The following is a 25977-nucleotide window of genomic DNA, read 5'->3' as shown; positions in this document are numbered from 1 at the left end:
TTTTCCGTGCGGCGCGCCGGGTTCCCGCATGCCCGCGCGTCCGGAGAACCGACCCCGGAAACAGGTCACGCCATGCCCAGTCCCTACCGCGAGATCTTCGCCGCGCCCGGCGCGAAGGCCTTCAGCTCCGCAGGGCTCCTCGCCCGGCTCCCCCTGCCGCTCACCCACATGGGCATCCTCACGATGCTCTCCGAGACCACCGGCGAGTACGCGCTCTCCGGCCTGGTCGCGGGCACCTTCACCTTCTCCATGGCGCTGCTCGGCCCCCAGGTCTCGCGCGCCGTCGACCGGCACGGCCAGGCCCGGGTCCTGCCGATCGCCACCGGTATCAGCGTGCTCGCGCTCGCCGCCCTGCTGATCTGCGCCACCACCGACGCCCCGACCTGGACGCTGTTCCTCTGCGCGCTGCTGTCCGGCCTGATGCCGAGCATGGGCGCGATGGTCAGGGCCCGCTGGACGGAGCTGTACCGCGGCACGCCCCGCCTCACCACGGCGTACTCCCTGGAATCCGTGGTCGACGAGCTGACCTACGTCATCAGCCCCGCGCTCGCCGTGGTCCTGTCCACCGCGCTCTTCCCGCAGGCCGCCCCGCTGGCCGCCGGCCTCCTGCTGGCCGTCGGCGTCGCGCTGTTCGTCCCGCAGAAGCGCACCGAACCGCCCGTCCGGCGCCGGGCGGACGAGTCCTCCGGCGGCTCCTCGTCGGTCATCTGGTCCCCGCCCGTGCTGCTGCTCGCGCTCACCCTGCTCTTCGGCGGCGCGATACCCGGCATGGTCGACACGATGGGCCTGGCCCTCGCCGAACACCAGGGCGACAAGGCCCTGTCCGGCATCGTCTTCGCCGCGTACGCGATCGGCTCCGGCGTCTCCGGGCTGCTCTTCGGGGCGCGCGACATCAGCGTCCCGCTCCCCCGGCTGCTGCTCATCGGCGTCACCGGTACCGCCCTGACGACGCTGCCGTTCCTGTGGGTGGACTCCGTCGCGTGGATGGCGGCCGCGGTGTTCGCCGCCGGTGTCTTCTTCGCCCCCACCATGGTGGTGATCATGGGGATCGTGGAGCGCACGACGCCCGAACACCGGCTCACCGAGGCCATGACGTGGATGATCGCGGGCCTGCAGAGCGGCGTCGCGATCGGCGCGGCCGTCACGGGTGTCGTGTACGACGCGTTCGGCTCCGCCGCGGGCTTCTCGGTCGGCATCGGGGCCGGGGCCGGCGCGCTGCTGCTCGCGCTGTGCGGGCTCCCGATGCTGCGCGGCCGCCTGGCGAAGTCCGCCGGGGCCCCCGCGTCGCCCGCGGGGGCCCCGGCGGCCGGGCTCACCCCTTCAGCGGGCCCTCACAGCTGAAGTCCGCCGTGCCCGCGCGGCCGTCGGACCAGATCTCCACCTCACCGAACGAGCAGTTCATGTCGGTCAGGTTGTTGTCACCGGACGCGGCCCGGTCGAGGACGAAGTAGTCCACGGTCTCGGACATGTCCTTGAAGACGGCGTCCGGGTCGCCGGACGCGCCGAGGTTCGCGGTGATCCTGCTCTGGCAGGTGAACCGCGGACGCTCCGGCGCCCCGTTCGACGTGCACACGGGCGTGATGCCCGTCGTCGCCGTGAACGAGGCCCGCACCTGGTCGGCCGAGGTGTCGCGCAACTGACCGACCGGCACGTACGTGGTGTCCGGTACGAAGAGGTCGTCGACCCGCGCGATCTGCCGGTCCAGGAAGGCGTCGTAGGCCCGCTGCACGGCGCCGTCGCGGCCGAGCCGGTCGCGCCAGGCGTCGAACCCGGCCGGGTCGTCGGCGCGCAGCGTCCGGTACATCTCCTTGAGGAGCGCGGGGCGTTCGGCCCACAGGAACTCGAAGAACGTGCCCGCGTAGTCGTAGAAGCGGAAGCCGTCGCCGTCGTAGGTGGCGTGCAGGATCTGGTCCACGGTCATCCGCGGCCCGCCGTTCGCCGTGTCCGCGATGATGCCCTTGACCAGCGACTTGCGGACCTTGACGCCGTCGTCGCGGGTGGCGCCGTCGAAGAACTCGGCGGTGCCCTCGTCCATGGCGGTGGTGCGGTCGTTCTGGTACCACGGGCCCTCGCCGAAGAAGCCGGGCACCGCCCAGCGGCCGTTGAGGTAGTGCGTGTACTCGTGGCGGAACAGCTCCTCCAGCGTCAGCGAGGAGTCCTGCGGGACACGCCGCTGGTACGTGTAGAAGGTCGCGCCCCGCTCGATGTAGACGCCGCCGTTGTTCGTGTCCATCCCGGTGAGCAGCGGATGGTAGTTCTCGTAGTCGGCGCGCGAGGCGTAAAGGACCGTCGTCAGCGTGGTGTTGGGGTCGCCCGCGAGCGGCTTCTCGGTGCCGACGACGCGGTGGAACTGCGCCTTGACCTGCTTGCTCGCGTAGTAGAGCTGGTCGACGGTGGCGCGGTCGAGCGCCGTGCGGACCTTCATGCCGCCCTTGTCGTACGTATAGGTCTGCGGGAAGAGGCGGCGCTCGATGTCCGCGCGGCAGACGCGGTAGGGCGCGCAGGCGTCGTACTCGTTCAGCCAGGTGGCGACCTTCGCCCACGGGGCGCTGCCCTCGCCGAAGGTGCGGGACGTGACGTCCACGAGGCCGCCGAGGCCGGTGACGATCTCGCCGTTGAGCCCGTCGATCTGGCCGAACCTGCCGTACTCCAGCAGCGCGTCGCGCGCCACCCAGGCGTTGTTCGTGCCCTTGAGGTGGGCGTACGCGCCGAAGGCCTTGAAGGCGGCACGGTAGGCGGCGTCGCCCTTGACCGCCGCGTGGAAGGCGGTGTCCCTGTTGCCGGGGTAGACGCCGAGGTAGCTCACGGAGAGCGCGGCGAGGGCGGAGCCGGCCCAGGAGGCGTCCTTGGCGGTGTCGGGGTGAGCGGCGTCCATGGTGGCCAGCACCCTTTTGATCAGCGGGAGTTGGTGCTGGCGCAGACCGGGCGCGCTCGCCGCGTAGAGGGCCTCGCGCAGCGACTCGGCATTGGTGCGGGTCACGTCGAAGGTGCGCGGCGCCGTTCCGAAGGCGTCGACGGCGCGGCGCATCGCGTCCACGGTCGGGGCGTCGGTGACGTCGATCTCGTCGTGCGAGAAGTCCTGGTAGGCGACGGCGTGGAGATAGGTGAGCAGTTCCAGGAGGTTGCTGCCGTTCCTGCCGTCGTGGGCGGCGGCGAGCCGGGTGACGCGGGCGGAGACCGCCTGGACGTGGGCGTCGGACATGACGGGGGCCAGGCGCCGGTCCCAGGTCCAGATCAGCGTGCGCAGACAGCCGTCGGCGGTGACGGCCGGGTCGGCGAGGAAGTCGGCGAACCGCTCGGGCGACAGGCCCGTGACGCCGTCGAGGGTGCAAGGGGCCGCGGCCGCCCCGGCTTTCGGCGCGCCCTTCGGCTTCGGCGTGGTCGCGCCCGGGGTGCCACCGCCGGTGAGTCCGCCGGGCGCCGGGACCTTGAGGGCGCCCGGCGCGGGGGCCTTCGCCCGGTGCTCCACGACGTCCAGGGGGTTCGGGGCGGCGGGCGCGGAGGCCGCGGCGGTACGGGGCCCGGCCACCGTTCTCGGGGGTTCGGCCGCGTGGGCGTACTGCGCGGCCGAGGCGCAGAGGGCCGCCGCCAGCACGCCGGCGAGCACGGATCTTCGCAGGGTTCTCGGTCCGGCCAGGGTTCTTGATCGCGAGGGGAACACCGATGACTCCTGTGGGAGGTGAGAGTGGACACCGTCGTCAACTCCGGTGCGCCCGGAGGCAGTTGGGCGTCACCTCCGGGCCATGTGATGCGTAACGTAGTAATGTGAAATTGCACTGACAACCCCTCGGGCCCGGGAATTCAGGCGCCGGGACCGCTCCCCGGCTCGCGCAGGGTCCGCAGCAGGAGCCAGCCCACGGCCGGCAGCGCGATCAGGGGCATGAGCGCCGTCCGCAGCGAGGCCGCGTCGGCGAGGGTCCCGATCAACGGCGTCGCGAGGCCGCCGACACTCACCGTCAGCCCCAGGGTGACGCCGCTCGCCGTACCCATGCGCCGGGGCAGATAGTCCTGGCCCAGGGTGATGTGCAGGGAGAACGGGACGGACAGACCCGTCGACGCGAGCGCGACGAACAGGTACACGGGCGGCCCAGGAACGAACACGACACCCGCCACCGCGAGGACCGACAGGGCGTACGACCACCGCACGACCGGCATGCGGCCGTGGCGCGCGGCCAGCCTCCCGCCGGCCACCGTGCCGACCGCGCCGCCGAGATAGAGCACGAACAGCGCGACGGTGCCGAAGGCCTCTCCCCCGCCGGTGCGCTCGCGGACGTACAGCGCGATGAACGTGCTCAGTCCGGCGACGACGATCGAGCGGCACATGATGGCACCGGTCAGCAGGAGGAAGGACGGCCAGTCGTCCTCGGCATCGGCCGGGGCCGCGCGCGTGCTCCCGGCGTCGGCCGTCTCGACCGCCCGGACGCCGCGCAGCGCGGCCACGCACAGCGCCGTCCCGGCGAGGGCGGGGACGACGAGCAGCGGCGAGGCACCGAGACCGCCCGTGGCGACGACGGCCGCGACCAGCAGGGGCGCGGTGGCGAAGCCGAGGTTGCCGCCGAGCGAGAACCAGCTCATGGCGGTGTGGCTGCCCCGGCTCGCCTGCCGCGCCACCCGCGCGGCCTCCGGATGGTACGCGGCGACGCCGATGCCGGACACGGCGACGGCCAGCAGGGTCAGGGCGTAGTTCCCGCCGATCCCGGCGCAGGCGACGCCGACACCGCCGACCAGTGTGCTCACCGGCAGCAGCCACGGCAGGGACCACTTGTCGGTGAGCGCGCCGAACAGCGGCTGCACCACCGAGGAGAGGAGGGAGGCGGCGAGGACGACACCGGACGCGGCGGCGTAGGTGTAGGCGCGCTCGGAGACGAGGAAGGGCACCAGGGCGGCGACGGCTCCTTGATAGACGTCGACGCAGGCGTGCCCCAGGGCGAGCAGCAGGATGGGGTTCCGTTCCGGGCCGGAGAGCCGCCTCCGCGCGGAACTCCGCTTCGGAACGGCGACCGGCGTCCGCGCCGAGCCCCGCTTCGGTACGGCGACCCGCCTCCGAGCCGAGCCCTGCCCATCACCCGACAGCCCCTGCGTACGTGAGTTCTGATTCGTCGACACCTCCTCATCGTCGCGATACCCCGCCCTGGCGCGCTTCCGATAAAGTGCCAACCTGTGCCGAACATCCGCCACACCCCCGAGGCGCCCACCGCCATCCGCGAACTGGCCCCGGGCGAGCGCATCGACGCCCACCGCCACGACGACCACCAGATCGTCTACGCCGGCTCCGGCGTCGTGGCCGTCACCACCGACGCGGGGACGTGGTTCGCGCCGGGCACGCGGGCCATCTGGGTCCCCGCAGGCTGCGTGCACGAGCACCGGGCCCACGGCCATCTCGCCCTGCACCTGGTCGGCCTGCCCGCGACCACGAACCCGCTCGGCCTCCGCGCCCCGACCGTCATCGCCGTCGACCCCCTGCTGCGCGAACTGATCCTCGCCCGCACCCGGGCCCCGGACGACGCCTCCCCACAGGGCCGCCGTCTGCGCGCCGTGCTCCTGGACCAACTGCGCGCCTCGCCGCAGCAGCCCGTCCAACTGCCCACGCCCACCGACCCACGCCTGGCCGCCGTCTGCGACCTGCTCCACCGCGACCCCGCGGACCCCCGCGGCCTCGCCGAACTGGCCACCGCCGCGGGCGCGGGCGAACGCACCCTCAGCCGCCTCTTCCGCCGCGATCTAGGCATGACCTTTCCGCAGTGGCGCACGCAACTGCGGCTCTATCACGCGCTGCGCATGCTGGCCGACGACACACCGGTCACGGCGGTCGCGCACCGGTGCGGCTGGTCGTCCACGAGCGCCTTCATCGACGTGTTCCGACGGGCGTACGGCTATACGCCCGGGACCCACAACCGGCGCGACTGACACCCCAACTGGCCACGCGACAGCGCCTCCTGAGCCACCGGGAGCCGAACCGGTTGCGGGGGCCATCCGTCACTGATTTACTGATCGCACCGCGCACATACCCCCTGGGAGTATCGAGAGATCTCAAGGAGCATGATGAACACGACCATCACAGAAGACCCGCGGGGCTTTCTGGAGAGGCTCTACAACAACTTCCAGAACGAGATCTTCGGCGAAGAGGACGCGGGCGAGGTCATCGACCGCTACTACGCTCCCGGATTCCTTCAGGTGAGCGACGGAATCGAGATCGACCGGGACCGTCTCATCAAGCACATCCGCCCGGTGAAGAAGAGCGTCCTGAGCGGAAGTTACGAAGTGCTCGAAGCCGTCGTGGACGGCAATCGCCTCGCGGCCCGTTTCGTGATCCGCGCCGTCACCAAGCAGGGCAAGGAGACCGAGAACGAGGTCCACATGTTCTGCGAGATGACGGACGACGGCCGGTTCGTCCGCATCGACCAGATCACCCGCAGCATCAAGGGCTGACCCCGCCGGGCGCCACGACGGCCTGATCCACCGTCACACGCCCGCACACCCACAGAAGTTCACGCGCGATCCCCCGGAGTACCGAGACAGCCCAAGGAGCGAAGCATGAGCATCGAGACCGTCACGGATCCGCGGCGCTTCATCGAGGACCTCCACAACAGGTACCACGAGGATGCCGTGCACAGCGACGAGGATCCCGCCACGGTCATCGACCGCTACTACACGCCGGACATCGAGCTCCGGAGCGACGGCGTCAGCATGGGGCGCGAACGCCTCATCAAACACCTCAGGCCCGTACGCAAGAGCGTCGTGAGCGGGCACTACGAAGTGCTCGACGCGGTACGGGACGGCAATCGGATCGCCGCGCGCCTCATCATCCACGGCGAGACGAGGGCGGGGGCGACCGAGCAGATCGAGGTCATCGAGTTCTGCGAGGTGACCGACGACGGCAGGTTCGCCAAGGTCACCGCCCTCACCCGCCCCCTCGGCGACTGACCGCAACGGCGCCCCCTTCCGTCTCACCCACCGCGCCGCACCTCGCCGCTTCAGGCGCGGCCGGCCACCTCGTACCCGATGTCGTCGAGGGCCTGGTCGACCGCGCTCTCCTCGATCTCGCGCTCGGAGCTGACCGACACCCGGCCGCCCTGGACGTCGACGTCCACATCACGCACGCCGTCGAGGGCGGTGAGCGCCTCGGTCACGGAGGCGGCGCAGTGCCCGCAGACCATGCCCTCGACCAGGTAGGTCACGGTGACACCCCCCGCCGCGGAGGCGCCAGCGGCCCCCTTCGCGTCGCCATCACCGTGGGAAGTTGCAGGGGAGGCCATGAGCTACTCCTGTCGTCGGCACCTCGGTCGATCGCTTGGACCACCATACCCTCTGGGGGTATCCAATCAACCCCGTCGAGCGCCCCCATGAACGGCGCACACGCCATATGAAAGGCGCGCACGCCAGATGAACAGCACATACGCCGGACGCCGCGCGGCGACGACCGCACAGCCGTCGGCCCGACAACGCAAAGCGCCGGTCGGGATCTCTCCCGACCGGCACCAGTCGTCCTGCTCTGTGTCCGAGGGGGGACTTGAACCCCCACGCCCGATAAAGGGCACTAGCACCTCAAGCTAGCGCGTCTGCCATTCCGCCACCCGGACTAGGTGTCTGCCGCTCGGCGGGGTGTTCCCCCCGGCGACATGGACAACAATACCAAGGTTTCGGAGTGCCTTTCACCTGCGTATCCGCCCGTCGGCCGGGGGATGCGCGGCGCTCGCCCCCGGGACGCCTACAGTCTCACCATGAGTGACGGATCGATTACGGGGACGACCGGTGCGCTCGGCGAGGTGAAGGTGCGCCGACCTCGGTTGCTGTCCCCTCTGCGCGAGCATCTGCGGGACACCATGTGGTTCGCGCCGACGGCGGGGCTCGTGGGGGCGATGCTCCTGTGGTGGATCTCCTCGGCGGTGGACACGGAGATCGTCAGCACGCTCCAGGACGCCGGCGAGTACGACGCGATCAAGGACCTGATCGGGATCGCCGACGACGCCAAGACGGTGATCAGCACCATCGGCAGCGCGATGATGACCTTCATCGGTGTCGTCTTCAGCATCTCGCTGGTGGCCGTGCAGATGGCCAGCGGGCAGTTCAGCCCCCGGGTGGTGCGGCTGTACGTCCGGTCGCGGATCACGAAGGCCACGCTCACCGTCTTCATGGCGACGTTCCTGTTCTCCCTGATGACACTGACGTCCTTCGACGGCGAGCCGGACCCCCGCCGGGTCTCGAACGTGCCGCTGATCGAGTCGCTCCTCGCCATGGCGATGGTGTTCCTGAGCCTGCTGCTGTTCGTGGCGTACGTGAACGGGACGGTCCGCATGATGCGGATCGGCTTCGTCATCGACCGGATCGCCCGTGAGTCGTTCCGGGTCGCCGTGAAGCAGCCGACGGACCTTCCCGTGGACACGGAGCAGCTCGGCCCCGAGACCGCCACGATCACTCATCAGGGCAGGGCGGGCGTCCTGCGGGACGTGAACATCGCGCGGGCCGTGCGCGCGGCCCGTCGCCAGGGGGTCGTGCTCCGGCTGATCCCCCGGATCGGCGACTTCGTGGTGCCGGGCACGCCCGTGTACACGGTGCACGGCGGGGCCGCGCCGTCACGGAGGCTGCTCGGCCACACGGTGTTCGTGGGGGTGGAGCGCACCTACCACCAGGATCTCGGGTTCGGTCTGCGGCAGCTGTCCGACATCGCGCTGCGCGCCCTGTCCCCCGCGGTGAACGATCCCACCACCGCCGTGCAGGCCCTGGACCGCATCGTGCAGTTCCTGGCCTCGGTCGCCCCGTACCCACTGGGCGCGCTCGGCCACCGCGACCGGCGCGGGGCGCTGCGGCTCGTCCAGTCGGTCCCGGACTGGACCGCGCTGGTGGACCTGGGCTTCGCCGAGATCCGGGGATGCGCGATCGGCAACCCCCAGGTGACCCGGCGCATGCTCGCCGGGCTCGACGACCTGCTGCTGCTCGCCCCCGAGGAACGGCGCGAGCCGCTCCTCCGCCACCGGGAGCTCCTCGCGCAGGCCGTGGAGCGCTCGGTGCCGGAGGCGGCGGACCGCACCTTCGCACTGCTGCCGGACCGGCAGGGCATCGGCTGAGGGGCCGGCGCCCCGCCGACCGGTCGCCAGTGGGCCACCGACGGCCCGCCGACGGGCCGCCGACGAGTGGACGCATCGCCTCCCTCGGTCCGGGGCCCTGTCCACGCCCGCCTCCCGTCTCCCGCCTCCCTCCTCAGGCCCTCAGGCCCTCAGGCCATCAGGCCATCAGGTGATAGTCCGGGAAGTTCCCCGGCGGCCGCTCCCCCGCCTCGCCCCGCGTGACGGCGCGCACGAGCAGCTCGCCGCCGACGAACGCCCCGCGCCAGGACGCGCCGAAGCCGCCGAAGAGCTCCTCGCGGTCACCGCGCGAGCGCGGTGCGCCCCGGCCCACCTTGAACGCGCGGATCTGCGGCGCGAGCCGTTCGTACGTCGCGGGGTCGTCGGTGGAGAGCGTCGCGACGAGCGCGCCGTTCGACGCGTTCATGGCCGCGAGCAGCTCCGCCTCCGTGTCGACGAGGACGATCGTGTCGACCGGACCGAAGGGCTCCGCGTGGTGCAACGGTGAGGACGGCGGTGGGTTGAGGAGGGTGACCGGGTGGAGATACGCGCCGGTGTCCTGGCCGGGAAGGAAACGCCCCGGTTCCTCGGCGCCGCGGTACAGCGGTACGGCGCCCCGGTCCACGGCCTCGGTCACCTGGTCGGCGAGCTCCTTGGCCTTGGCCGCGTTGATGAGGGGACCGAAGTCCAGCACGGGGAAAGGGTCTTCGGGGTGCGCTACCGCGAGGGGATGCCCGACGCGTACGGTGCGGACGGCCGGCAGATACGCGGCGAGGAATTCGTCGAACAGGGCGCGCTGGACGACGAAGCGCGGGTACGCGGTGCAGCGCTGCTTGCCGTAGTCGAAGAGCTTCGGGACGAGCGCGGCGAGCGCGTCCCAGTCGCTGTGGTTCCAGATGCCCCAGGTGTTGAGTCCTTCCTGTTCGAGGATGTGCCGCTTGCCGAGGTCGGCGACGGCCGTGGCCACCGCGGCGCCCGTGTCACGGCCGCCGACGAAGGAGACGCAGCCGATCTCGGGCGCGCGCACGAGAGCTTCGGACAACTCCCCGCCGCTGCCGCTGACGAGGGTGACGGGCAGTCCTTCGCGGGCGGCGAGGGCGCAGGCCAGGGTCAGACAGGCGACGCCACCGTCGGTCGGGGTCTTGGCGATGGTCGCGTTGCCCGCAAGTACCTGAACCAGCATGGTGTGAACGAGCACGCTCATCGGATAGTTCCAACTCGCGATGTTGGACACGGGACCGTCGAGCGGTGCCCGCCCCTCGGCCATCTCCGCGATCCCGTCGACGTACCAGCGCACGCCGTCGATCGCCCGGTCGACGTCGGCCTGCGCGAGGTGCCAGGGCTTGCCGATCTCCCAGACGAGGAGCAGCGCGAGCAGTTCGCGGTGCGCGGTGAGGGAGTCGAGCGTCGCGCCGACGCGGGCGCGGCGTTCGGGAAGGGGGACGTGCCGCCAGACCCGGTGCTGGTCGAGGGCGGCGCGCACGGCCCGGTGGGCGGTGGCGGCGTCGAGGCGGGGCGGTCCCGCGAGCGGGGTGCCGTCGACGGGGCTGGTCGCGGGCAGGGCCCGGCCGTCGGCCTGCCAGGTGCCGTTCCACAGGTTCAGGACGCGGTCGTCGCGGAACGCCTCGGGCGCGGCGGCCAGACAGCGCCGCCAGGCGTCGGACCAGGCGGTACCGGCCTTGAGGACGGAGGGGTTGGGGCTGCCGTTCGGAGGTGGGCTCGGAGGTGCGCTCTGGGATGTGCTCGGGGATGTGCTCGGGGATGTGCTCGGAAGTGTCATGTGGTCGTCTCCGCTCACGGTGCACGGTCGGGGCGGGATCGGGGGGGGCGGGGGGATCGGGGTGGGATGAGTGCGACGGTGAGGGTGAGGTCTGCGGTCACTCCCCCAGGCGGTCGAGCACGAGCCGCGCCGTCTCGGTGGGGGTGCGACCCACGCGTACGCCGACGGCTTCCAGGGCCGTCCTCTTCGCCTGCGCGGTGCCCGAGGAACCGGAGACGATCGCGCCGGCGTGGCCCATCGTCTTGCCCTCCGGCGCGGTGAATCCCGCGATGTAGGCCACGACGGGCTTGGTGACGGACCGTTCGATGTACGCGGCGGCCCGTTCCTCCGCGTCGCCGCCGATCTCCCCGATGAGGACGACGAGTTCGGTGTCGGGGTCGTCCTCGAAGGCGGCCAGGCAGTCGATGTGCGTGGTGCCGACGACGGGGTCGCCGCCGATGCCCACGCAGGTGGAGAAGCCGATGTCGCGCAGTTCGTACATGAGCTGGTAGGTGAGCGTCCCGGACTTGGAGACCAGTCCGATGCGGCCGGGCTTGGTGATGTCGGCGGGGATGATGCCCGCGTTGGACTGCCCGGGGCTCGCCAGGCCGGGGCAGTTGGGGCCGATGACGCGGGTGCCGCGCTCTCGCGCGTACGAGAGGAAGACGACGGAGTCGTGCACGGGGACGCCCTCGGTGATGACGACGGCGAGGCGGATGCCGGCGTCGGCGGCGTCGAGCACGGCGGCCTTGGTGAAGGCGGGCGGGACGAAGACGACCGTGACGTCGGCGCCGGTGGCGTCCATGCCGTCGCGGACCGAGCCGAAGACGGGGACGGCGCGGTCGTCGAAGTCGACGGTGCGGCCCGCCTTGCGGGGGTTGACGCCGCCGACGACGTTCGTGCCCGCGGCGAGCATGCGCCGCGTGTGCAGCATGCCGACCGCGCCCGTCATGCCCTGGACGAGGACCTTGCTCTCCTTGGTGAGGTGGATCGCCATGTCCGGGCTCCTTAAGGCGCGTGGGCGAGGTCGGCGGCGCGGCGGGCGGCGCCGTCCATGGTCGTGGCCTGCTGGACGAGGGGGTGGGCACGGGCATCGAGGACGGCACGGCCGCGGGCGGCGTTGTTGCCGTCGAGGCGGACGACGAGCGGCTTGGTCAGACGGACGGATTCCAGGGCCCGGACGATGCCTTCGGCGACCGCGTCGCAGGCGGTGATGCCGCCGAAGACGTTCACGAGGACGGACCTGACGGAGGGGTCGGAGAGGACGACGGAGAGGCCGTCCGCCATGACGTCGGCGGAGGCGCCGCCTCCGATGTCGAGGAAGTTGGCGGGGCGCGCGCCGCAGCCGGCGACCACGTCGAGCGTCGACATGACGAGCCCGGCGCCGTTGCCGATGACGCCGACCTCGCCGTCGAGCTTCACGTAGTGGAGTCCCTTGGCGGCGGCCGCCGCCTCCAGTGCGTCGTCGTGCGCCTCCCGTTCGGCGCCCCAGCGATCCTGGCGGAAGCGGGCGTTGTCGTCGAGGGTGACTTTGCCGTCCAGGGCGAGGATCTCTCCCTGCGCGGTGCGCACGAGCGGGTTGACCTCCACCAGGAGGGCATCCTCACGGATCAGAACGCGCCACAGTTTGACCAGGGTGTCGGCCGTGGCTGCGGGGAGACCCGCGGCGGCAGCGATGGCGGCGGCCTTCGCCGGTGTCACTCCTTCCTCCGGGTCGATCGTCAGGCGGGCCACCGCCTCGGGTCGGCCCGCCGCCACCTGCTCGATCTCCATGCCTCCCTCGGCCGAGGCGATCGCGAGGAAGCGGCCCGCGGCGCGGTCGAGTACATAGGAGACGTAGAACTCGGCGTCGATGTCGACGGGTTCGGCGATCATCACAGTGCGCACAGTGTGGCCCTTGATGTCCATGCCGAGGATCTGTCGTGCCGTGATGTGGGCCGCGGCGGGGTCGGCGGCGAGCTTCACACCGCCCGCCTTGCCGCGTCCCCCTGTCTTGACCTGGGCTTTGACGACGACACGGCCGCCGAGCCGTTCGGCGGCGCACCGCGCCCCCTCGGCCGTGTCGGCGGTCTCGGCGCGCGGCACCAAGATGCCGTTTTCTTCGAAGAGTTGCCGTGCCTGGTGCTCGTAAAGGTCCATTCCGGCTCCTGACTGAAAAGTCCGCACGCCCCCTGGACACCACCCACCGGATGCGGGATAACAAGCTTCATACAGTATTCGTCGACTGTATGCAATCTACTGCGAGGGCGCCCCGAAAGCGTGCGAGCGCACTCCAACTCCCCTACGAAGGGACAGGACTTCGCCATGCCCGACGACAACAGCCGGCCCCACATCTCCGGTGGACACCTGGTCGCCAAGGCGCTCAAAGCGGAGGGTGTGGACGTCATCTACACCCTCTGCGGCGGCCACATCATCGACATCTACGACGGCTGCGTCGACGAGGGCATCGACGTCGTCGACGTGCGCCACGAACAGGTCGCCGCCCACGCCGCGGACGGCTACGCGCGCATCACCGGCAAGCCGGGCTGCGCGGTGGTGACGGCGGGACCCGGCACGACGGACGCCGTCACCGGTGTCGCCAACGCCTTCCGCGCGGAGTCCCCCATGCTCCTGATCGGCGGCCAAGGCGCCCACACCCAGCACAAGATGGGCTCGCTGCAGGACCTGCCGCACGTCGACATGATGACGCCGATCACCAAGTTCGCCGCGACGGTCCCCGACACGGCACGGGCGGCCGACATGGTCTCCATGGCGTTCCGCGAGTGCTACCACGGCGCCCCCGGCCCGTCCTTCCTGGAGATCCCGCGAGACGTGCTCGACGCCAAGGTGCCGGTCGAGTCGGCCCGCGTCCCCGAGGCCGGGCGATACCGCGCGTCCACCCGCTCGGCAGGCGACCCGGAGGCCGTGGAGAGGCTCGCCGACCTCTTGGTGCACGCCGAGAAGCCCGCGATCCTGCTCGGCGGACAGGTGTGGACGACCCGCGGCACCGAGGCGGCCATCGAACTCGTCCGCACCCTCAACGTGCCCGCCTACATGAACGGCGCGGGCCGCGGCACCCTGCCCCCCGGGGACCCGCACCACTTCCAGCTCTCGCGCCGCTACGCCTTCTCCAACGCCGACCTCATCGTCATCGTGGGCACGCCCTTCGACTTCCGCATGGGCTACGGCAAGCGGCTCTCCCCGGACGCCACCGTCGTCCAGATCGACCTCGACTACCGCACCGTCGGCAAGAACAGGGACATCGATCTCGGCATCGTCGGAGACGCCGGGCTCGTCCTGAAGTCGGTCACCGAGGCCGCCTCCGGACGCGTCAACGGCGGGGCCGCCAAGCGCAAGGAGTGGCTCGACGAGCTGCGCGCCGCCGAACAGACCGCCGTCGAGAAGCGCCTGCCGAACCTCAGGTCCGACGCCTCGCCCATCCATCCGTACCGGCTGGTGAGCGAGATCAACGACTTCCTCACAGAAGACTCGATCTACATCGGCGACGGCGGCGACATCGTCACGTTCTCCGGGCAGGTCGTCCAGCCCAAGTCGCCGGGCCACTGGATGGACCCGGGGCCGCTCGGCACACTCGGCGTCGGCATCCCCTTCGTCCTCGCCGCCAAGCAGGCACGGCCCGACAAGGAAGTGGTGGCGCTCTTCGGAGACGGCGCCTTCAGCCTCACCGGATGGGACTTCGAGACCCTCGTGCGCTATGACCTCCCCTTCGTCGGGATCGTCGGCAACAACTCCTCGATGAACCAGATCCGTTACGGCCAGAAGGCCAAGTACGGCCAGGAGCGCGAGCGCGTCGGCAACACCCTCGGAGACGTCCACTACGACAAGTTCGCCCAGATGCTGGGCGGCTACGGCGAAGAGGTCCGCGACCCCGCCGACATCGGCCCCGCACTGCGCCGCGCCCGTGAGTCCGGCAAGCCCTCGCTGATCAACGTATGGGTCGACCCGGACGCGTACGCCCCCGGAACCATGAACCAGACCATGTACAAGTGAGGAGCCCGACGGCCATGACCAAGGCTCTTGAAGGCATTCGCGTCCTCGACATGACGCACGTCCAGTCCGGCCCCTCGGCCACCCAGTTGCTCGCCTGGCTCGGCGCGGACGTGGTGAAGCTGGAGGCCCCCTCCGGAGACATCACGCGCAGGCAGCTGCGCGACCTGCCCGACGTCGACTCCCTGTACTTCACGATGCTCAACTGCAACAAGCGCAGCATCACCCTCAACACCAAGACCGAGCGGGGCAAGGAACTCCTGACCGAGCTGATCCGCCGTTCCGACGTGATGGTGGAGAACTTCGGTCCGGGAGCCATCGACCGCATGGGCTTCACCTGGGAGCGCATCCAGGAGATCAACCCGCGCATCGTCTACGCCTCGATCAAGGGCTTCGGAGACGGCCCCTACACCAACTTCAAGGCCTACGAAGTGGTCGCCCAGGCGATGGGCGGCTCCATGTCGACCACCGGCTTCGAGGACGGCCCGCCGCTCGCCACGGGCGCCCAGATCGGCGACTCCGGAACGGGCGTCCATGCCGTCGCGGGAATTCTCGCCGCCCTCTTCCAGCGGGAGAACACGGGCCGCGGGCAGCGCGTCAACGTGGCGATGCAGCACGCCGTCCTGAACCTGTGCCGGGTCAAGCTGCGCGACCAGCAGCGGCTCGGGCACGGGCCACTCGCGGAGTATCCCAACGACGACTTCGGGGACGAGGTGCCCCGCTCGGGCAACGCGTCCGGCGGCGGGCAGCCCGGATGGGCCGTCAAGTGCGCGCCGGGCGGCCCGAACGACTACGTGTACGTCATCGTGCAGCCCGTGGGCTGGCAGCCGATCACGGAGCTCATCGGGCGTCCGGAGCTCGCCGACGACCCCGGCTGGGCCACTCCGGAGGCGCGGCTCCCCAAGCTCGGCAAGATGTTCCAGCTCATCGAGGAGTGGTCCTCGACGCTGCCCAAGTGGGACGTCCTGGAGCGGCTCAACGCCCACAACATCCCCTGCGGTCCGATCCTCTCCACCAGGGAGATCATCGAGGACGTCTCGCTCGTCGCCAACGAGATGATCGTCGAGGTCCCGCACCCCGAGCGCGGCACGTTCACCACCGTCGGATCCCCGCTGAAGCTCTCCGACTCCCCCGTCGAGGTGGTCGGTTCGCCGCTACTGGGCGAGCACAACGAAGAGGTGTTCATCGGTGAACTCGGCCTCGGCGACGAGGAAGTGCGCCTGCTCAAGTCGAACGGAGTGATCTGAGTGATGGCCGAAGACCGCCTGCTGAGGGTGCGTGCGCTCCTCGACGCGGTGCGTGCCGAGGGGCGCACGTCACTGACCGCCCCCGAGGGCAAAGTGCTCGCCGACGCCTACGGGATCGCCGTACCGGGCGAGGAGTTGGCGACCGACGTCGACGGGGCCGTGGCGCACGCCGCGCGCTTCGACGGCCCCGTCGTCATGAAGATCGTCTCCCCGGACATCCTGCACAAGACGGACGCCGGCGGCGTGGTGGTCGGCGTGACGGGCTCTGCGGAGGTGCGTGCGGCATTCCACAGGATCGTCGACAACGCCCGTGCGTACGCCCCTGAGGCCCGTATCGACGGCGTCCAGGTGCAGGAGCTGCTGCCGTCCGGTCCCTCGGCCCAGGAGGTCATCGTGGGGGCGGTGACCGACCCGACCTTCGGGAAGGTCGTCGCGTTCGGGCTGGGCGGTGTCCTCGTGGAGGTCCTCAAGGACGTCACGTTCCGGCTGGCTCCCGTTGACGCCGACGAGGCCGCCTCGATGCTCGACTCGATCGGGGCCGCCGAGATCCTGCGCGGGGTGCGGGGCGCCGAACCGGTGGACCGGTGGGCGGTCGCCGAACAGATCCGCCGTGTCTCGCAGCTGGTCACGGACTTCCCCGAGATCGCGGAGGTGGACCTCAATCCGGTGATCGCCACGCCGCAGGGCGCGGTCGCCGCGGACATCCGGATCATCCTCTCCGAAGAGGCCCCCAAGGCGCGGCGCACCTACACGCGCGCGGAGATGCTCGCTTCGATGGGCCGGCTGATGCGCCCCCGTTCCGTCGCCGTCATCGGCGCCTCCAACGAACAGGGGAAGATCGGCAACTCGGTGATGCGCAATCTCATCGACGGCGGTTTCTCCGGAGAGATCCATCCGGTGAATCCCAAGGCCGATGACATCTTGGGCCGCAAGGCGTACAAGAGTGTCACGGACGTTCCCGGTGAGGTGGATGTGGCGGTCTTCGCGATCCCCGCCAGGTTCGTGGCCTCGGCCCTGGAGGAGGTGGGGCGCAAGGGCATCCCGAACGCGGTCCTGATCCCCTCCGGGTTCGCCGAGACGGGCGAACACGCCCTCCAGGACGAGATCGTCGCGATCGGCGAGCGCCACGGCGTGCGGCTCCTCGGGCCCAACATCTACGGCTATTACTCGACGTGGCAGGACCTGTGCGCCACGTTCTGCACCCCGTACGACGTGAAGGGCGGGGTCGCCCTGACCAGTCAGTCCGGGGGCATCGGCATGGCGATCCTCGGTTTCGCGCGCACTACGAAGACCGGCGTTTCGGCGATCGTCGGCCTCGGCAACAAGTCGGACCTCGACGAGGACGACCTGCTGACGTGGTTCGGCGAGGACGACAACACCCAGTGCATCGCCATGCATCTGGAGGACCTCAAGGACGGCCGCGCCTTCGTCGAGGCCGCGCGGGCCACCGTCCCGAAGAAGCCGGTCGTGGTCCTCAAGGCCGGCCGGACCGCGGCGGGCGCGAAGGCCGCCGGATCCCACACGGGCGCCCTGGCGGGCGACGACGCCGTGTATGACGACATCCTCAAGCAGGCGGGGGTCATCCGGGCGCCCGGACTCAACGAAATGCTGGAGTACGCGCGCGCGTTGCCGGTCCTGCCGGCCCCCAAGGGCGACGACATCGTCATCATCACGGGCGCGGGCGGCTCGGGCGTGCTGCTCTCCGACGCCGTGACCGACAACGGCCTGCGGCTGATGGACATCCCCGAGGACCTGGACGCCGCCTTCAAGGCGTTCATCCCGCCGTTCGGGGCCGCGGGCAACCCGGTGGACATCACGGGTGGCGAGCCGCCCGCCACGTACGAGGCGACGATCAGGCTCGGCATGGAGGACCCGCGCATCCACGCGCTCGTCCTCGGCTACTGGCACACCATCGTGACGCCGCCGATGGTCTTCGCCGAACTGACGGCCCGTGTGGTGGCGGAGTTCCGGGCACGTGGCATCGAGAAGCCCGTGGTGGCCTCCCTGGCGGGCGATGTCGAGGTGGAGGAGGCCTGCCAGTACCTCTTCGAGCGGGGCGTCGTGGCGTACCCGTACACGACCGAGAAGCCGGTCGCCGTGCTCGGCACGAAGTACCGCTGGGCGCGGGCGGCCGGGCTGCTGGGAGGCGGTCGATGACGTGACCGGCGGGGGTCGGTCGGCGGTGCGCGCCGCCCGGCCCCGGGACCCGTGCGCACACGAAAGAAACAGGACAGGGGGCGCTGGCCAGGATCTTTCCGACGCAAGGGGTGCTGAGCGAGATGACGACTACCGACATACCCACAGCGGTCGCCTACCGGGAGGTGAGGGACGCCAACGGCCGGATGTACCGGATCGGCGAGACCGACGTCGACATCATGGGCCGCGGGCGCAAGTGGATGGTCATCCTGCCGTGGGTGGGCATGATGGGCATCAGCTCGGCCGAGTACGCGTTCGCCTCCGCCGAGGACACCCTGCACACCGCGCACAGCTGGAGCAGCCTGCACATCTTCTGGATGCTCGGCGTCTGGGTGTTCTTCCAGGCCGCGGTGGCCTTCCCCGCGGGCAAGCTCCGCGAGAGCGGACGGCTTCCGGCGCGCTGGGCGATGATGCTCGGTGCGCTCGGCACCCTCTTGGGCTATCTCTCCCTGGCGTTCGCGCCGCATGTCGTCGTCGCCTACCTCGGCTTCGGCATGTTCAGCGGCATGGGCGCCGGCATGGTGTACGCGACCTGCGTGAACATGGTCGGCAAGTGGTATCCGGAGCGGAAGGGCGGCAAGACCGGATTCGTCAACGGCGGCTTCGCCTATGGGTCGGTGCCGTTCGTGTTCCTCTTCACCGGCTACATGGACCTCACGAACTTCCGGTGGGTGCTGGTGTCCGTCGGCCTCTTCCTCGCGGCCCTGGTCGCCGTGGCGGGCCATTTCTTCCAGGATCCGCCGAAGAACTGGTGGCCCGCCGACGTCGACCCGCTGCGTCCGCCGGACGACCCACGGACCCGGCGCGCCCTGCGGATGAATCCGCCGGCCGTGCGGCAGTACACGCCGAAGGAGGCTTGGCGGACCGGCCGGGTCGCGCTGATGTGGTTCTGCCTGCTGTGCACCTCCGGCGTGAACATCTTCGGGATCGCCTTCCAGGTGGACATCGGCGAGGAGGCCGGATTCGCCGGTGGAATCGTCGCCACGGCCATGTCCTTGAAGGCCGTCGTCAACGGAACCGGCCGGGGCGTCATCGGCTGGCTCTCGGACCGCTACGGACGAAAACGCTGCCTGATCTTCGTCTGTGTCGTCCTCGGACTCGCGCAGTACGGCATCCTCTGGTCCGCCGGAATACAGAATCTCCCGCTCTTCCTGATCTTCTCCAGCATCTCCGGATTCGGCGGCGGCGCCATCTTCCCGATGTTCGCCGCCATGACGGCCGACTACTTCGGAGAGAACAACAACGCCTCCAACTACGGCCTGGTCTACAGCTCGAAGCTGGTCTCCGGGCTGCTCGGCTCCGGCATGGGATCCGTGGTGGTCCACCAGTGGGGCCACACCGGGGCCTTCACCCTGGCCGGTTCGATCTCCTTGTTCGCCGGCTTCGTCGCACTGTTCCTGTCGCAACCCGGCAGGCCGAAGCCCAGAAAGATCAGCCCCAATCCGCAACCCCTCGGTGAGGAGATGGCTTGATATGACGGCGGAACCTGTCGCCGCTCGGACGGCTGTATCGGCCGGTGAGAGCCGATACAGCGAGATAACCGACGAGAACGGCCGCGTCTATCGCGTGGGCGAGACGGACCGCGACATCCTCGGCCATTCCCGTAAGTTCATGGTGTATCTGCCATGGGTCGCGATGATGGCCATCAGCGTCTCCGAGTACGCCTTCGGCTCGGCGGAGGACACGCTGTCCAGCGCACACGGCTGGTCGCAGTCCAACACCTTCTGGATCCTCAGCGTCTGGGTGTTCTTCCAGGCGGGCATCGCCTTCCCGGCCGGATGGCTGCGCGAGAAAGGCATCATGACCGCCAGGCGGGCCATGACGATCGGTTCCTTCCTCTGCCTGTTCGGATTCCTGGCGCTGTCCCACCTCAGCAATGTGTGGCTGGCCATCATCGGATTCGGCGTCATCGGCGGCCTCGGCTCCGGCCTCGTCTACTCGACGTGCATCAACATGGTCGGCAAGTGGTATCCGGAGCGCAAAGGCGGCAGGACAGGTTTCGTCAACGGCGGCTTCGCCTATGGGTCGCTGCCGTTCATCTTCATCTTCAACTACGCCTTCGACACGTCCAACTATCACCGCGTGCTCGACATGATCGGCGTATACATCCTGGTCGTCGTGCTGGTCTGCGCGTTCTTCTTCAAGGACCCGCCGAAGAACTGGTGGCCGGCCGACATCGACCCCCTCGCCACGACCGGCTCCGGAAAGAGCGCGCGGAGCCTCGCCAAGAACCCGCCCGCGGTGCGGCAGTTCACTCCGAAGGAGGCCATCAGGACAGGGATGCTGCCGCTCATGTGGCTGAGCCTGGTGCTGACGGCCGGGGTGTCGATCTTCGGCATCTCCTTCCAGGTGGCCTTCGCCAAGGAGGTCGGCTTCGGGCCCCTGGTCGCGGCGTCGTCGATGGGCGTCATGGCGGTCATCAACGGCGTCGGCCGCGGCGTGGTGGGCTGGCTGTCGGACATCTGGGGCCGCAAGCTCAGCCTGGTGTTCGTGATCGTGGTGCTCGGCCTCGCCCAGTTCGGCGTGATCTGGGCGGGCACCATCCGCAGCGAGTGGCTGTTCCTGGCGTTCGCGTTCCTCTCGGGCTTCGGCGGTGGCGCGTTCTACCCGATGTTCGCGGCGCTGACCCCGGACTACTTCGGGGAGAACTACAACGCCACGAACTACGGCCTCGTCTACAGCGGCAAGCTCGTCAGCGGCCTCTTCGGCGGCGGGCTCGGCTCGATGGTCGTCGGCGCGTGGGGCTACAACGGCGCGTACGCGCTGGCCGGCGGGATATCCATGGTGGCCGCGGCGTTCGCCCTGCTGCTGCGGCAGCCGGGGCGCGAGGCGGGGAGGAAGGCGGAGAAGGCGGCGTCCGCATAGCGGGTACCGCTCCCGCGCCAAGAGCGTCTCTACGGAGACAGCGGCATCTCTACGGAGAGGGGCCCGACCGCCTCGGCGGCCGGGCCCCTCCTGTGCGTGTCCGTGGTGGCCGTGCGTGTCAGGGTTGCCGTGCGTGTCCGCGACGGACTGTCAGCGCACCCGACGCGGCATCGCTCAGCGCTTGGTGCGCAGTGCCGCGATGTTGTCGTAACCGATCTTCGCGTACTTCAGGGACTGGCCGAGGTCGGAGCCGGGCGCGTTGTCCTGCTCGACCATGGGGTTGTGGTAGTTCTTCGCCCCCACGCGCGTGAAGAACTTCCGGTAGTCGATGACGCCTTCCCCGAACGCCACCATGTCGTAGCCCTGACCATTGGTGTCGTTGCGGGTGCCGTCCTTGGCGTGGAAGAGCGGATAGCGCTTGGTGTTGCGGCGGACCAGGGCGGCCGGGTCGAAGACGCTCTCGCGCTGGGAGCCGTCGTGCGCGGTGTACGTGTGGAACTTGTACTGCGCCACGTGCGCCCAGAAGACGTCCATCTCCAGCCACACGGACCTCGGGTCGGTGGCCTCCAGGAAGTACTCCAGCTTGCGGATGCCGGAACTGCGGGTCGGCCGGCCCTGCCCGTCGAGGGGGCCGCCGTCGAGCAGGAAGCCGTAGGCCGCGTCGTGGTTGTGCGTGTAGACCTTGATGCCCGCGCGCCGCGCGATCTCACCGAGCGCGTTCCACTTGTCGGCGGCGACGTCCCAGTCCGCCTTGTACGAGCTGCTCGTGGGGTCCCCGCCGGTGCCCATGTGGTCCATGCCGAGGATGTTCGCGATCTCCAGGTGCCGCTTGAACGTGTCGAGGTCGCCCTGGTTGAACGGCCAGCTCCCCGGGATGAAACCGTGGTTGCCCCGGGCGCGCAGGCCGTACTCGTCGAGCCAGGAGCGCAGCAGCTTGGCGCCCGCGACCGTTTCGAGGTTGGCGCCGCCGGGGGCGTTGGCGTGCTGGCCGTAGCCCGCGAACTCGACCTGCCGGTAGCCGTAGCGCGCCAGCTCCTTGAACACCTCGCGGAAGCCGGAGGGCAGGTCGGTGGAGAGCGGATCGCGGCCGGTGGCGTCACGGACGGTGTAGAGGATGATGCCGCGCTTGGCGGCGGGCACGAGCGCGCTGCCGTGCCCGTGGCCGCCACCGGCCGCCCGGTCGGCCCCACTCCGGGCGAAGGACGGCCCCGCGCCGAACACGGGCGCGGCGACCGCTCCGGCGCCGACGGCGGTGCAGGTGCTGAGGAAGCGGCGCCGGCTGATGCCGAGGCGGTGTCTGAGGGCTTCGTCGCTGGCCGGGTTGGTGTGGAAGTCGGTCACGGGCGTGTCTCCTCGGCGATTTCGGGCGTGCGGGCAGAAGCCACTGGCGCGTTGTCAGTGGCGCGTGCTTCACTCTCTGTAACTGCTTCTGATCGGGCGGACGTAGGGCCGAGCTCTGCCTCAGCCCAGGCCTGCCAGGTCCAGGAGCAGGGATTTCACTGCGGTGGCCGCGACGCGGCCGTCGAACGCATGGGGGGTGGAGCTGATGATGAGTGGACCGTCGTCGTCACTCAGGGGAAGGCGGCCGTGGCTGCCGCGAATAGGTGAGGGATCGAGCGGCACGACCGCCATGCGGTAGCGCATGCCGAGCCTCTTGCGGGCGAGCGCGCCCGCGGCCTTGACCTTGACGTAGGGGTCGAGGGGGTCCATGAACAGTTCGACCGGGTCGTAGCCGGGTTTGCGGTGGATCTCGACGAGCTGCGCGAAGTCGGGCGCGCGGGCGTCGTCGAGCCAGTAGTAGTACGTGAACCAGGCGTCCGGCTCCGCGACAGCGACGAGTTCGCCGGCACGCGGATGGTCGAGGTGATGGGTCTTCTTGCCCTCGTCGTCGAGGAGTTGGTCGATGCCGGGCAGGTCGGCGAGGGCCGCGCGGGTGGCGTCGAGGTCTTCGGGGCGGCGCACGTAGACGTGCGCGATCTGGTGGTCGGCGACGGCGAAGGCGCGGGAGGCCATCGGGTCGAGGTACTCCATGCCGTCCTGGGTGTGCACTTCCAGCAGGCCCGCGCGGCGCAGGGCGCGGTTGATGTCGACGGGCCTGTTCACGCGGGTGATGCCGTACTCGGACAGGACGACGACCGTGCGGCCCTCGGCCTTGGCGGCGTCGAGGAGGGGGGCGAGGGCGGTGTCGAGGTCGGCGGCCGCCTGGAGGGAGCGCGGGTCGTCGGGGCCGTAGCGCTGCAGGTCGTAGTCGAGGTGCGGGAGGTAGGTCAGGGCCAGGTCGGGATGGCGGGTGTCCATGATGTGGCGGGTCGCGTCGATGATCCACTGGCTGGAGACGAGGTCGGCGCCCGGTCCCCAGAAGTGGAAGAGGGGGAAGGTGCCGAGCTGGTCGGTGAGTTCGTCGTGCAGCTCCGGCGGCCGGGTGTAGCAGTCGGGTTCTTTGCGGCCGTCGGCGTAGTAGACGGGGCGGGGGGTGACGGTGATGTCGGTGTCTGCGCCCATGGCGTACCACCAGCAGATGTTGGCGACGGTGTAGCCGGGGTGCGCGCGGCGGGCCGCGTCCCAGAGTTTGTCGCCGGCGACGAGGCCGTTGTGCTGGCGCCACAGGAGTACGTCGCCGAGCTCGCGGAAGTACCAGCCGTTGCCGACGATGCCGTGCTCGGCGGGCATCGTCCCGGTCAGGAACGTCGACTGGGCGGCGCAGGTGACGGCGGGCAGGACGGTGCCGAGCGGGGCCCTGGAGCCGGACTGGCCGAGGGACTTGAGGTGGGGCATGTGATCGAGGAGGCGCGGGGTGAGTCCGACGACGTCCAGGACCAGCAAGGGGGTGGGAGTCATGGGAGTTCCTTCAGGCCGAGGTCCGTCAACAGGTCGCGGGCGAGGGCGAGTTCGGCGGCAATGCCTTCGGCGAGCTGGGGGCGGCCGCGCGGGCGCAGTGCGGGCGGCAGGGCCTGCCAGGTGTAGGTCTCGACCTCGAGGTGACGGGTGCGGGGGGCGGGGCCGCCGACGAGCCGGGCGAGGACGTCCTGGAGCACGGGGAGTGTGGAGGTGAGCGGTGCGGCGGGGGCCGCGTGCAGGGGGACGTGGAAGTGGGCGCGCCAGGGGGACGTGTCGGGCAGGGTGCCGGCGTCGAGGGCCTCGCCGAGGTCGTCGGTGCCGCGCAGTCCGGCGGCGGTCAGGGTGCGTGTCTGGTGCAGGAAGCGGGGTTCGTCGAAGGCGGCGAGGGCCTCGCGCACATCGGGACGGTGGGGGTGTTCGGCATGCAGGGCGGCGGAGAGCTGCGACTTGACGACGGGGACGCCCGCGGCGGCGAGGGCGTCGAGAGCGGTCGCAGGGTCCTCGAAGGAGGTGGCGAGGTGGCAGGTGTCGACGCAGACACCGATGCGGTCGTGGCCGACCGCGGTGAGCGGGGTGATCGCGTCGGCGGTCGTCTCGACGGTGCAGCCCGGTTCGGGTTCCAGGCCGATGCGGATCGAGCGGCCGGTCAGTTCGGCGAGGGCGTCCAGGCGTTGGGCGAGCGCGGTGAGGGCCGTGCGGGAGGACGCGGCACGGGCGGCGTCGAAGGGGGTGCGCCAGGCGAGCGGCAGGGTGGAGATGGTGCCCTCGGTGACGTCGTCGGGGAGGAGGGCGGCGAGCAGTCGGGCCAGGTCGGTGGTGTGGGCGAGCCGCTCGGGGTCGGTCCAGTCCGGCTTGTAGACGCGGTATTTGACCTGCTCGGCGCCGAAGCCCTCGTAGGGGAAGCCGTTGAGGGTGACGACCTCGAGGCCGCGTCGGTCGAGTTCGGCGCGCAGGCCGCGCAGCGCCGCGGGGTCGGTGACCAGGGCGTGGGCGGCGTCCTTGGCCAGCCACAGGCCGATGCCGAGCCGGTCGCGGCCGAGCCGTCTGCGCACGGGCTCGCAGTGGTCGCGCAGTTGGGCGAGCACGCCGTCGAGGGTCTCGGCGGGGTGGACGTTCGTGCAGTACGCGAGGTGCACGGTGGAGCCGTCGGGGTGCCGGAAGCGCATGGGTCACGCCCCGCCGCGCAGGATGGAGTTGCCCTCGTGGCTGGCGCCTGGCTCCTGGACGTCGAGGGCGAGGCGGCCGCTGAGCGAGTAGAAGGCCACGGGGTTGCGCCACAGCACCAGGTCGACGTCGTCCTCGTCGAAGCCGTCCGCCAGCATCGCGTCGGCGACCTTGCGGGTCTTGAGGGGGTCGCTCTTGCCCCAGTCGGCGGCCGAGTTGACGAGGACCTTCTCGGGTCCGACGTCCCGCAGGATGGCGACCATCCGTTCCTCGTCCATCTTGGTGTCGGGGTAGACGGAGAAGCCCAGCCAGCAGCCGCTGTCCTTGGCCTCCTTGACGGTGGTCTCGTTGAGGTGGTCGATCAGGACCCGCTCCAGGGGCAGGGCGGACTCCCGTACGACGTCGATCGTGCGGCGCAGTCCGGCGAGCTTGTCGCGGTGCGGGGTGTGCACGAGGGCGGGCAGGTCGTGGTCGGCGGCCAGTTGGAGCTGGGTGGTGAGGGCGGCGTCCTCGGCCGGCGTCATGGAGTCGTAGCCGATCTCGCCGACGGCGACGACGTTGTCCTTGACGAGATAGCGGGGCAGTTCGTCGAGGACGGGGGTGCAGCGGGCGTCGTTCGCCTCTTTGGGGTTGAGGGCGATCGTGCAGTGGTGGGCGATGCCGTACTGGGCGGCGCGGAAGGGTTCCCAGCCCAGGAGGGAGTCGAAGTAGTCGTAGAAGGAGGCGGGCGAGGTGCGGGGCTGGCCGAGCCAGAAGGCGGGCTCCACGACCGCGCGCACGCCCGCCGCGTACATCGCCTGGTAGTCGTCGGTGGTGCGGGAGGTCATGTGGATGTGGGGATCGAAGATGCGCATCAGGA

General features: G+C 70.3%; 20 protein-coding genes and 1 tRNA gene. 10 read left to right on the top strand and 11 right to left on the bottom strand.

Annotated elements, in window-relative coordinates; translation table 11 throughout:
• Positions 1 to 72 precede the first annotated feature (72 nt).
• Positions 73 to 1341 (top strand): MFS transporter, encoded by a 1269-nt coding sequence (locus AB0L89_RS30320; RefSeq protein ID WP_365147783.1) that lies wholly within the window; start codon positions 73 to 75, stop codon positions 1339 to 1341.
• Here the strand turns inward: AB0L89_RS30320 and AB0L89_RS30315 are convergent.
• Entirely contained in the window at positions 1313 to 3637 is a 2325-nt protein-coding gene (locus tag AB0L89_RS30315; RefSeq protein ID WP_365147906.1) for a collagenase, read from the bottom strand. The genes AB0L89_RS30320 and AB0L89_RS30315 overlap by 29 nt on opposite strands.
• Positions 3638 to 3801: 164 nt before the next feature.
• Positions 3802 to 4941, bottom strand: a complete 1140-nt coding sequence (locus AB0L89_RS30310) for an MFS transporter (protein ID WP_365147903.1) — start codon at positions 4939 to 4941, stop codon at positions 3802 to 3804.
• A 219-nt stretch (positions 4942 to 5160) separates the two neighbouring features.
• Between AB0L89_RS30310 and AB0L89_RS30305 the strand changes: the two genes are divergently transcribed.
• From AB0L89_RS30305 to AB0L89_RS30295, 3 genes are all read left to right on the top strand, one after another.
• A complete protein-coding gene (locus AB0L89_RS30305; RefSeq protein ID WP_365147780.1) occupies positions 5161 to 5907 on the top strand; it encodes a helix-turn-helix transcriptional regulator in 747 nt (248 codons plus the stop codon).
• A gap of 135 nt (positions 5908 to 6042) precedes the next feature.
• On the top strand, positions 6043 to 6429 hold the full coding sequence (locus tag AB0L89_RS30300; protein ID WP_365147777.1) for a nuclear transport factor 2 family protein: 387 nt from the start codon (positions 6043 to 6045) through the stop codon (positions 6427 to 6429).
• Positions 6430 to 6534: 105 nt separating this feature from the next.
• Entirely contained in the window at positions 6535 to 6924 is a 390-nt protein-coding gene (locus AB0L89_RS30295) for a nuclear transport factor 2 family protein (RefSeq protein WP_365147774.1), read from the top strand.
• Between the two features lie 50 nt (positions 6925 to 6974).
• Here AB0L89_RS30295 and AB0L89_RS30290 read toward each other — a convergent pair whose 3' ends face one another.
• Together AB0L89_RS30290 and AB0L89_RS30285 are read right to left on the bottom strand one after the other, a co-directional pair.
• A complete protein-coding gene (locus AB0L89_RS30290; protein WP_365147771.1) occupies positions 6975 to 7178 on the bottom strand; it encodes a cation transporter in 204 nt (67 codons plus the stop codon).
• Positions 7179 to 7495: 317 nt separating this feature from the next.
• A tRNA-Leu gene (locus tag AB0L89_RS30285) sits at positions 7496 to 7580 on the bottom strand.
• A gap of 141 nt (positions 7581 to 7721) precedes the next feature.
• Between AB0L89_RS30285 and AB0L89_RS30280 the strand changes: the two genes are divergently transcribed.
• Complete coding sequence (locus AB0L89_RS30280; protein WP_365147768.1) at positions 7722 to 9065, top strand: DUF2254 domain-containing protein; 1344 nt, start codon at positions 7722 to 7724, stop codon at positions 9063 to 9065.
• A 157-nt stretch (positions 9066 to 9222) separates the two neighbouring features.
• On the opposite strand, the gene AB0L89_RS30275 is transcribed toward AB0L89_RS30280, so the two are convergent.
• From AB0L89_RS30275 to sucC, 3 genes are all read right to left on the bottom strand, one after another.
• A complete protein-coding gene (locus tag AB0L89_RS30275; protein ID WP_365147765.1) occupies positions 9223 to 10842 on the bottom strand; it encodes an aldehyde dehydrogenase family protein in 1620 nt (539 codons plus the stop codon).
• Between the two features lie 97 nt (positions 10843 to 10939).
• Entirely contained in the window at positions 10940 to 11818 is an 879-nt protein-coding gene (gene sucD / locus AB0L89_RS30270; RefSeq protein ID WP_365147762.1) for a succinate--CoA ligase subunit alpha, read from the bottom strand.
• An 11-nt stretch (positions 11819 to 11829) separates the two neighbouring features.
• On the bottom strand, positions 11830 to 12960 hold the full coding sequence (gene sucC / locus AB0L89_RS30265; protein ID WP_365147759.1) for an ADP-forming succinate--CoA ligase subunit beta: 1131 nt from the start codon (positions 12958 to 12960) through the stop codon (positions 11830 to 11832).
• A 165-nt stretch (positions 12961 to 13125) separates the two neighbouring features.
• On the opposite strand from sucC, the gene AB0L89_RS30260 reads away from it, so the two are divergent.
• The 5 genes from AB0L89_RS30260 to AB0L89_RS30240 all read left to right on the top strand — a co-directional run bounded on the left by AB0L89_RS30260 (position 13126) and on the right by AB0L89_RS30240 (position 21116).
• Positions 13126 to 14811 carry a thiamine pyrophosphate-binding protein gene (locus AB0L89_RS30260; RefSeq protein ID WP_365147756.1) on the top strand — a complete coding sequence of 562 codons (1686 nt, stop codon included), beginning with the start codon at positions 13126 to 13128 and terminating at the stop codon, positions 14809 to 14811.
• Positions 14812 to 14825: 14 nt separating this feature from the next.
• Positions 14826 to 16055 carry a formyl-CoA transferase gene (gene frc / locus AB0L89_RS30255; RefSeq protein WP_365147753.1) on the top strand — a complete coding sequence of 410 codons (1230 nt, stop codon included), beginning with the start codon at positions 14826 to 14828 and terminating at the stop codon, positions 16053 to 16055.
• A gap of 3 nt (positions 16056 to 16058) precedes the next feature.
• Positions 16059 to 18212 carry an acetate--CoA ligase family protein gene (locus AB0L89_RS30250; RefSeq protein ID WP_365147750.1) on the top strand — a complete coding sequence of 718 codons (2154 nt, stop codon included), beginning with the start codon at positions 16059 to 16061 and terminating at the stop codon, positions 18210 to 18212.
• 122 nt (positions 18213 to 18334) lie between these two features.
• Complete coding sequence (locus AB0L89_RS30245; protein WP_365147747.1) at positions 18335 to 19723, top strand: OFA family MFS transporter; 1389 nt, start codon at positions 18335 to 18337, stop codon at positions 19721 to 19723.
• A gap of 1 nt (position 19724) precedes the next feature.
• Positions 19725 to 21116 carry an OFA family MFS transporter gene (locus tag AB0L89_RS30240; protein WP_365147744.1) on the top strand — a complete coding sequence of 464 codons (1392 nt, stop codon included), beginning with the start codon at positions 19725 to 19727 and terminating at the stop codon, positions 21114 to 21116.
• Between the two features lie 174 nt (positions 21117 to 21290).
• Here the strand turns inward: AB0L89_RS30240 and AB0L89_RS30235 are convergent, their stop codons facing one another.
• The 4 genes from AB0L89_RS30235 to AB0L89_RS30220 form a co-directional block, all read right to left on the bottom strand.
• A complete protein-coding gene (locus tag AB0L89_RS30235; RefSeq protein ID WP_365147741.1) occupies positions 21291 to 22457 on the bottom strand; it encodes a sugar phosphate isomerase/epimerase family protein in 1167 nt (388 codons plus the stop codon).
• Between the two features lie 120 nt (positions 22458 to 22577).
• Complete coding sequence (locus AB0L89_RS30230) at positions 22578 to 23954, bottom strand: nucleotide pyrophosphatase/phosphodiesterase family protein (RefSeq protein WP_365147738.1); 1377 nt, start codon at positions 23952 to 23954, stop codon at positions 22578 to 22580.
• Positions 23951 to 25120, bottom strand: a complete 1170-nt coding sequence (eboE, locus tag AB0L89_RS30225) for a metabolite traffic protein EboE (protein ID WP_365147735.1) — start codon at positions 25118 to 25120, stop codon at positions 23951 to 23953. Before eboE ends, AB0L89_RS30230 begins: the two co-directional genes overlap by 4 nt.
• 3 nt (positions 25121 to 25123) lie before the next feature.
• The gene (locus tag AB0L89_RS30220; RefSeq protein WP_365147732.1) at positions 25124 to 25972 is read right to left on the bottom strand and encodes a TatD family hydrolase; all 849 of its coding nucleotides are present in this window, start codon (positions 25970 to 25972) and stop codon (positions 25124 to 25126) included.
• Positions 25973 to 25977 lie beyond the last annotated feature (5 nt).

The sequence above is a fragment of the Streptomyces sp. NPDC052114 genome (genome assembly GCF_040680155.1).
Classification (GTDB): Bacteria; Actinomycetota; Actinomycetes; order Streptomycetales; family Streptomycetaceae; genus Streptomyces.
The sequence above is the reverse complement of the archived record's forward strand: the minus strand, read 5'-3'. Positions and strand labels throughout refer to the sequence as shown.

What these genes read in the sequence shown, in the direction of transcription:
- sucD (WP_365147762.1), bottom strand. Translation starts at nt 11,818, where the DNA reads ATGGCGATCCACCTCACCAAGGAGAGCAAGGTCCTCGTCCAGGGCATG.
- AB0L89_RS30240 (WP_365147744.1), top strand. Translation starts at nt 19,725, where the DNA reads ATGACGGCGGAACCTGTCGCCGCTCGGACGGCTGTATCGGCCGGTGAG.
- sucC (WP_365147759.1), bottom strand. Translation starts at nt 12,960, where the DNA reads ATGGACCTTTACGAGCACCAGGCACGGCAACTCTTCGAAGAAAACGGC.
- AB0L89_RS30220 (WP_365147732.1), bottom strand. Translation starts at nt 25,972, where the DNA reads ATGCGCATCTTCGATCCCCACATCCACATGACCTCCCGCACCACCGAC.
- AB0L89_RS30295 (WP_365147774.1), top strand. Translation starts at nt 6,535, where the DNA reads ATGAGCATCGAGACCGTCACGGATCCGCGGCGCTTCATCGAGGACCTC.
- frc (WP_365147753.1), top strand. Translation starts at nt 14,826, where the DNA reads ATGACCAAGGCTCTTGAAGGCATTCGCGTCCTCGACATGACGCACGTC.
- AB0L89_RS30260 (WP_365147756.1), top strand. Translation starts at nt 13,126, where the DNA reads ATGCCCGACGACAACAGCCGGCCCCACATCTCCGGTGGACACCTGGTC.
- AB0L89_RS30300 (WP_365147777.1), top strand. Translation starts at nt 6,043, where the DNA reads ATGAACACGACCATCACAGAAGACCCGCGGGGCTTTCTGGAGAGGCTC.
- AB0L89_RS30280 (WP_365147768.1), top strand. Translation starts at nt 7,722, where the DNA reads ATGAGTGACGGATCGATTACGGGGACGACCGGTGCGCTCGGCGAGGTG.
- AB0L89_RS30245 (WP_365147747.1), top strand. Translation starts at nt 18,335, where the DNA reads ATGACGACTACCGACATACCCACAGCGGTCGCCTACCGGGAGGTGAGG.
- eboE (WP_365147735.1), bottom strand. Translation starts at nt 25,120, where the DNA reads ATGCGCTTCCGGCACCCCGACGGCTCCACCGTGCACCTCGCGTACTGC.
- AB0L89_RS30275 (WP_365147765.1), bottom strand. Translation starts at nt 10,842, where the DNA reads ATGACACTTCCGAGCACATCCCCGAGCACATCCCCGAGCACATCCCAG.
- AB0L89_RS30230 (WP_365147738.1), bottom strand. Translation starts at nt 23,954, where the DNA reads ATGACTCCCACCCCCTTGCTGGTCCTGGACGTCGTCGGACTCACCCCG.
- AB0L89_RS30250 (WP_365147750.1), top strand. Translation starts at nt 16,059, where the DNA reads ATGGCCGAAGACCGCCTGCTGAGGGTGCGTGCGCTCCTCGACGCGGTG.
- AB0L89_RS30320 (WP_365147783.1), top strand. Translation starts at nt 73, where the DNA reads ATGCCCAGTCCCTACCGCGAGATCTTCGCCGCGCCCGGCGCGAAGGCC.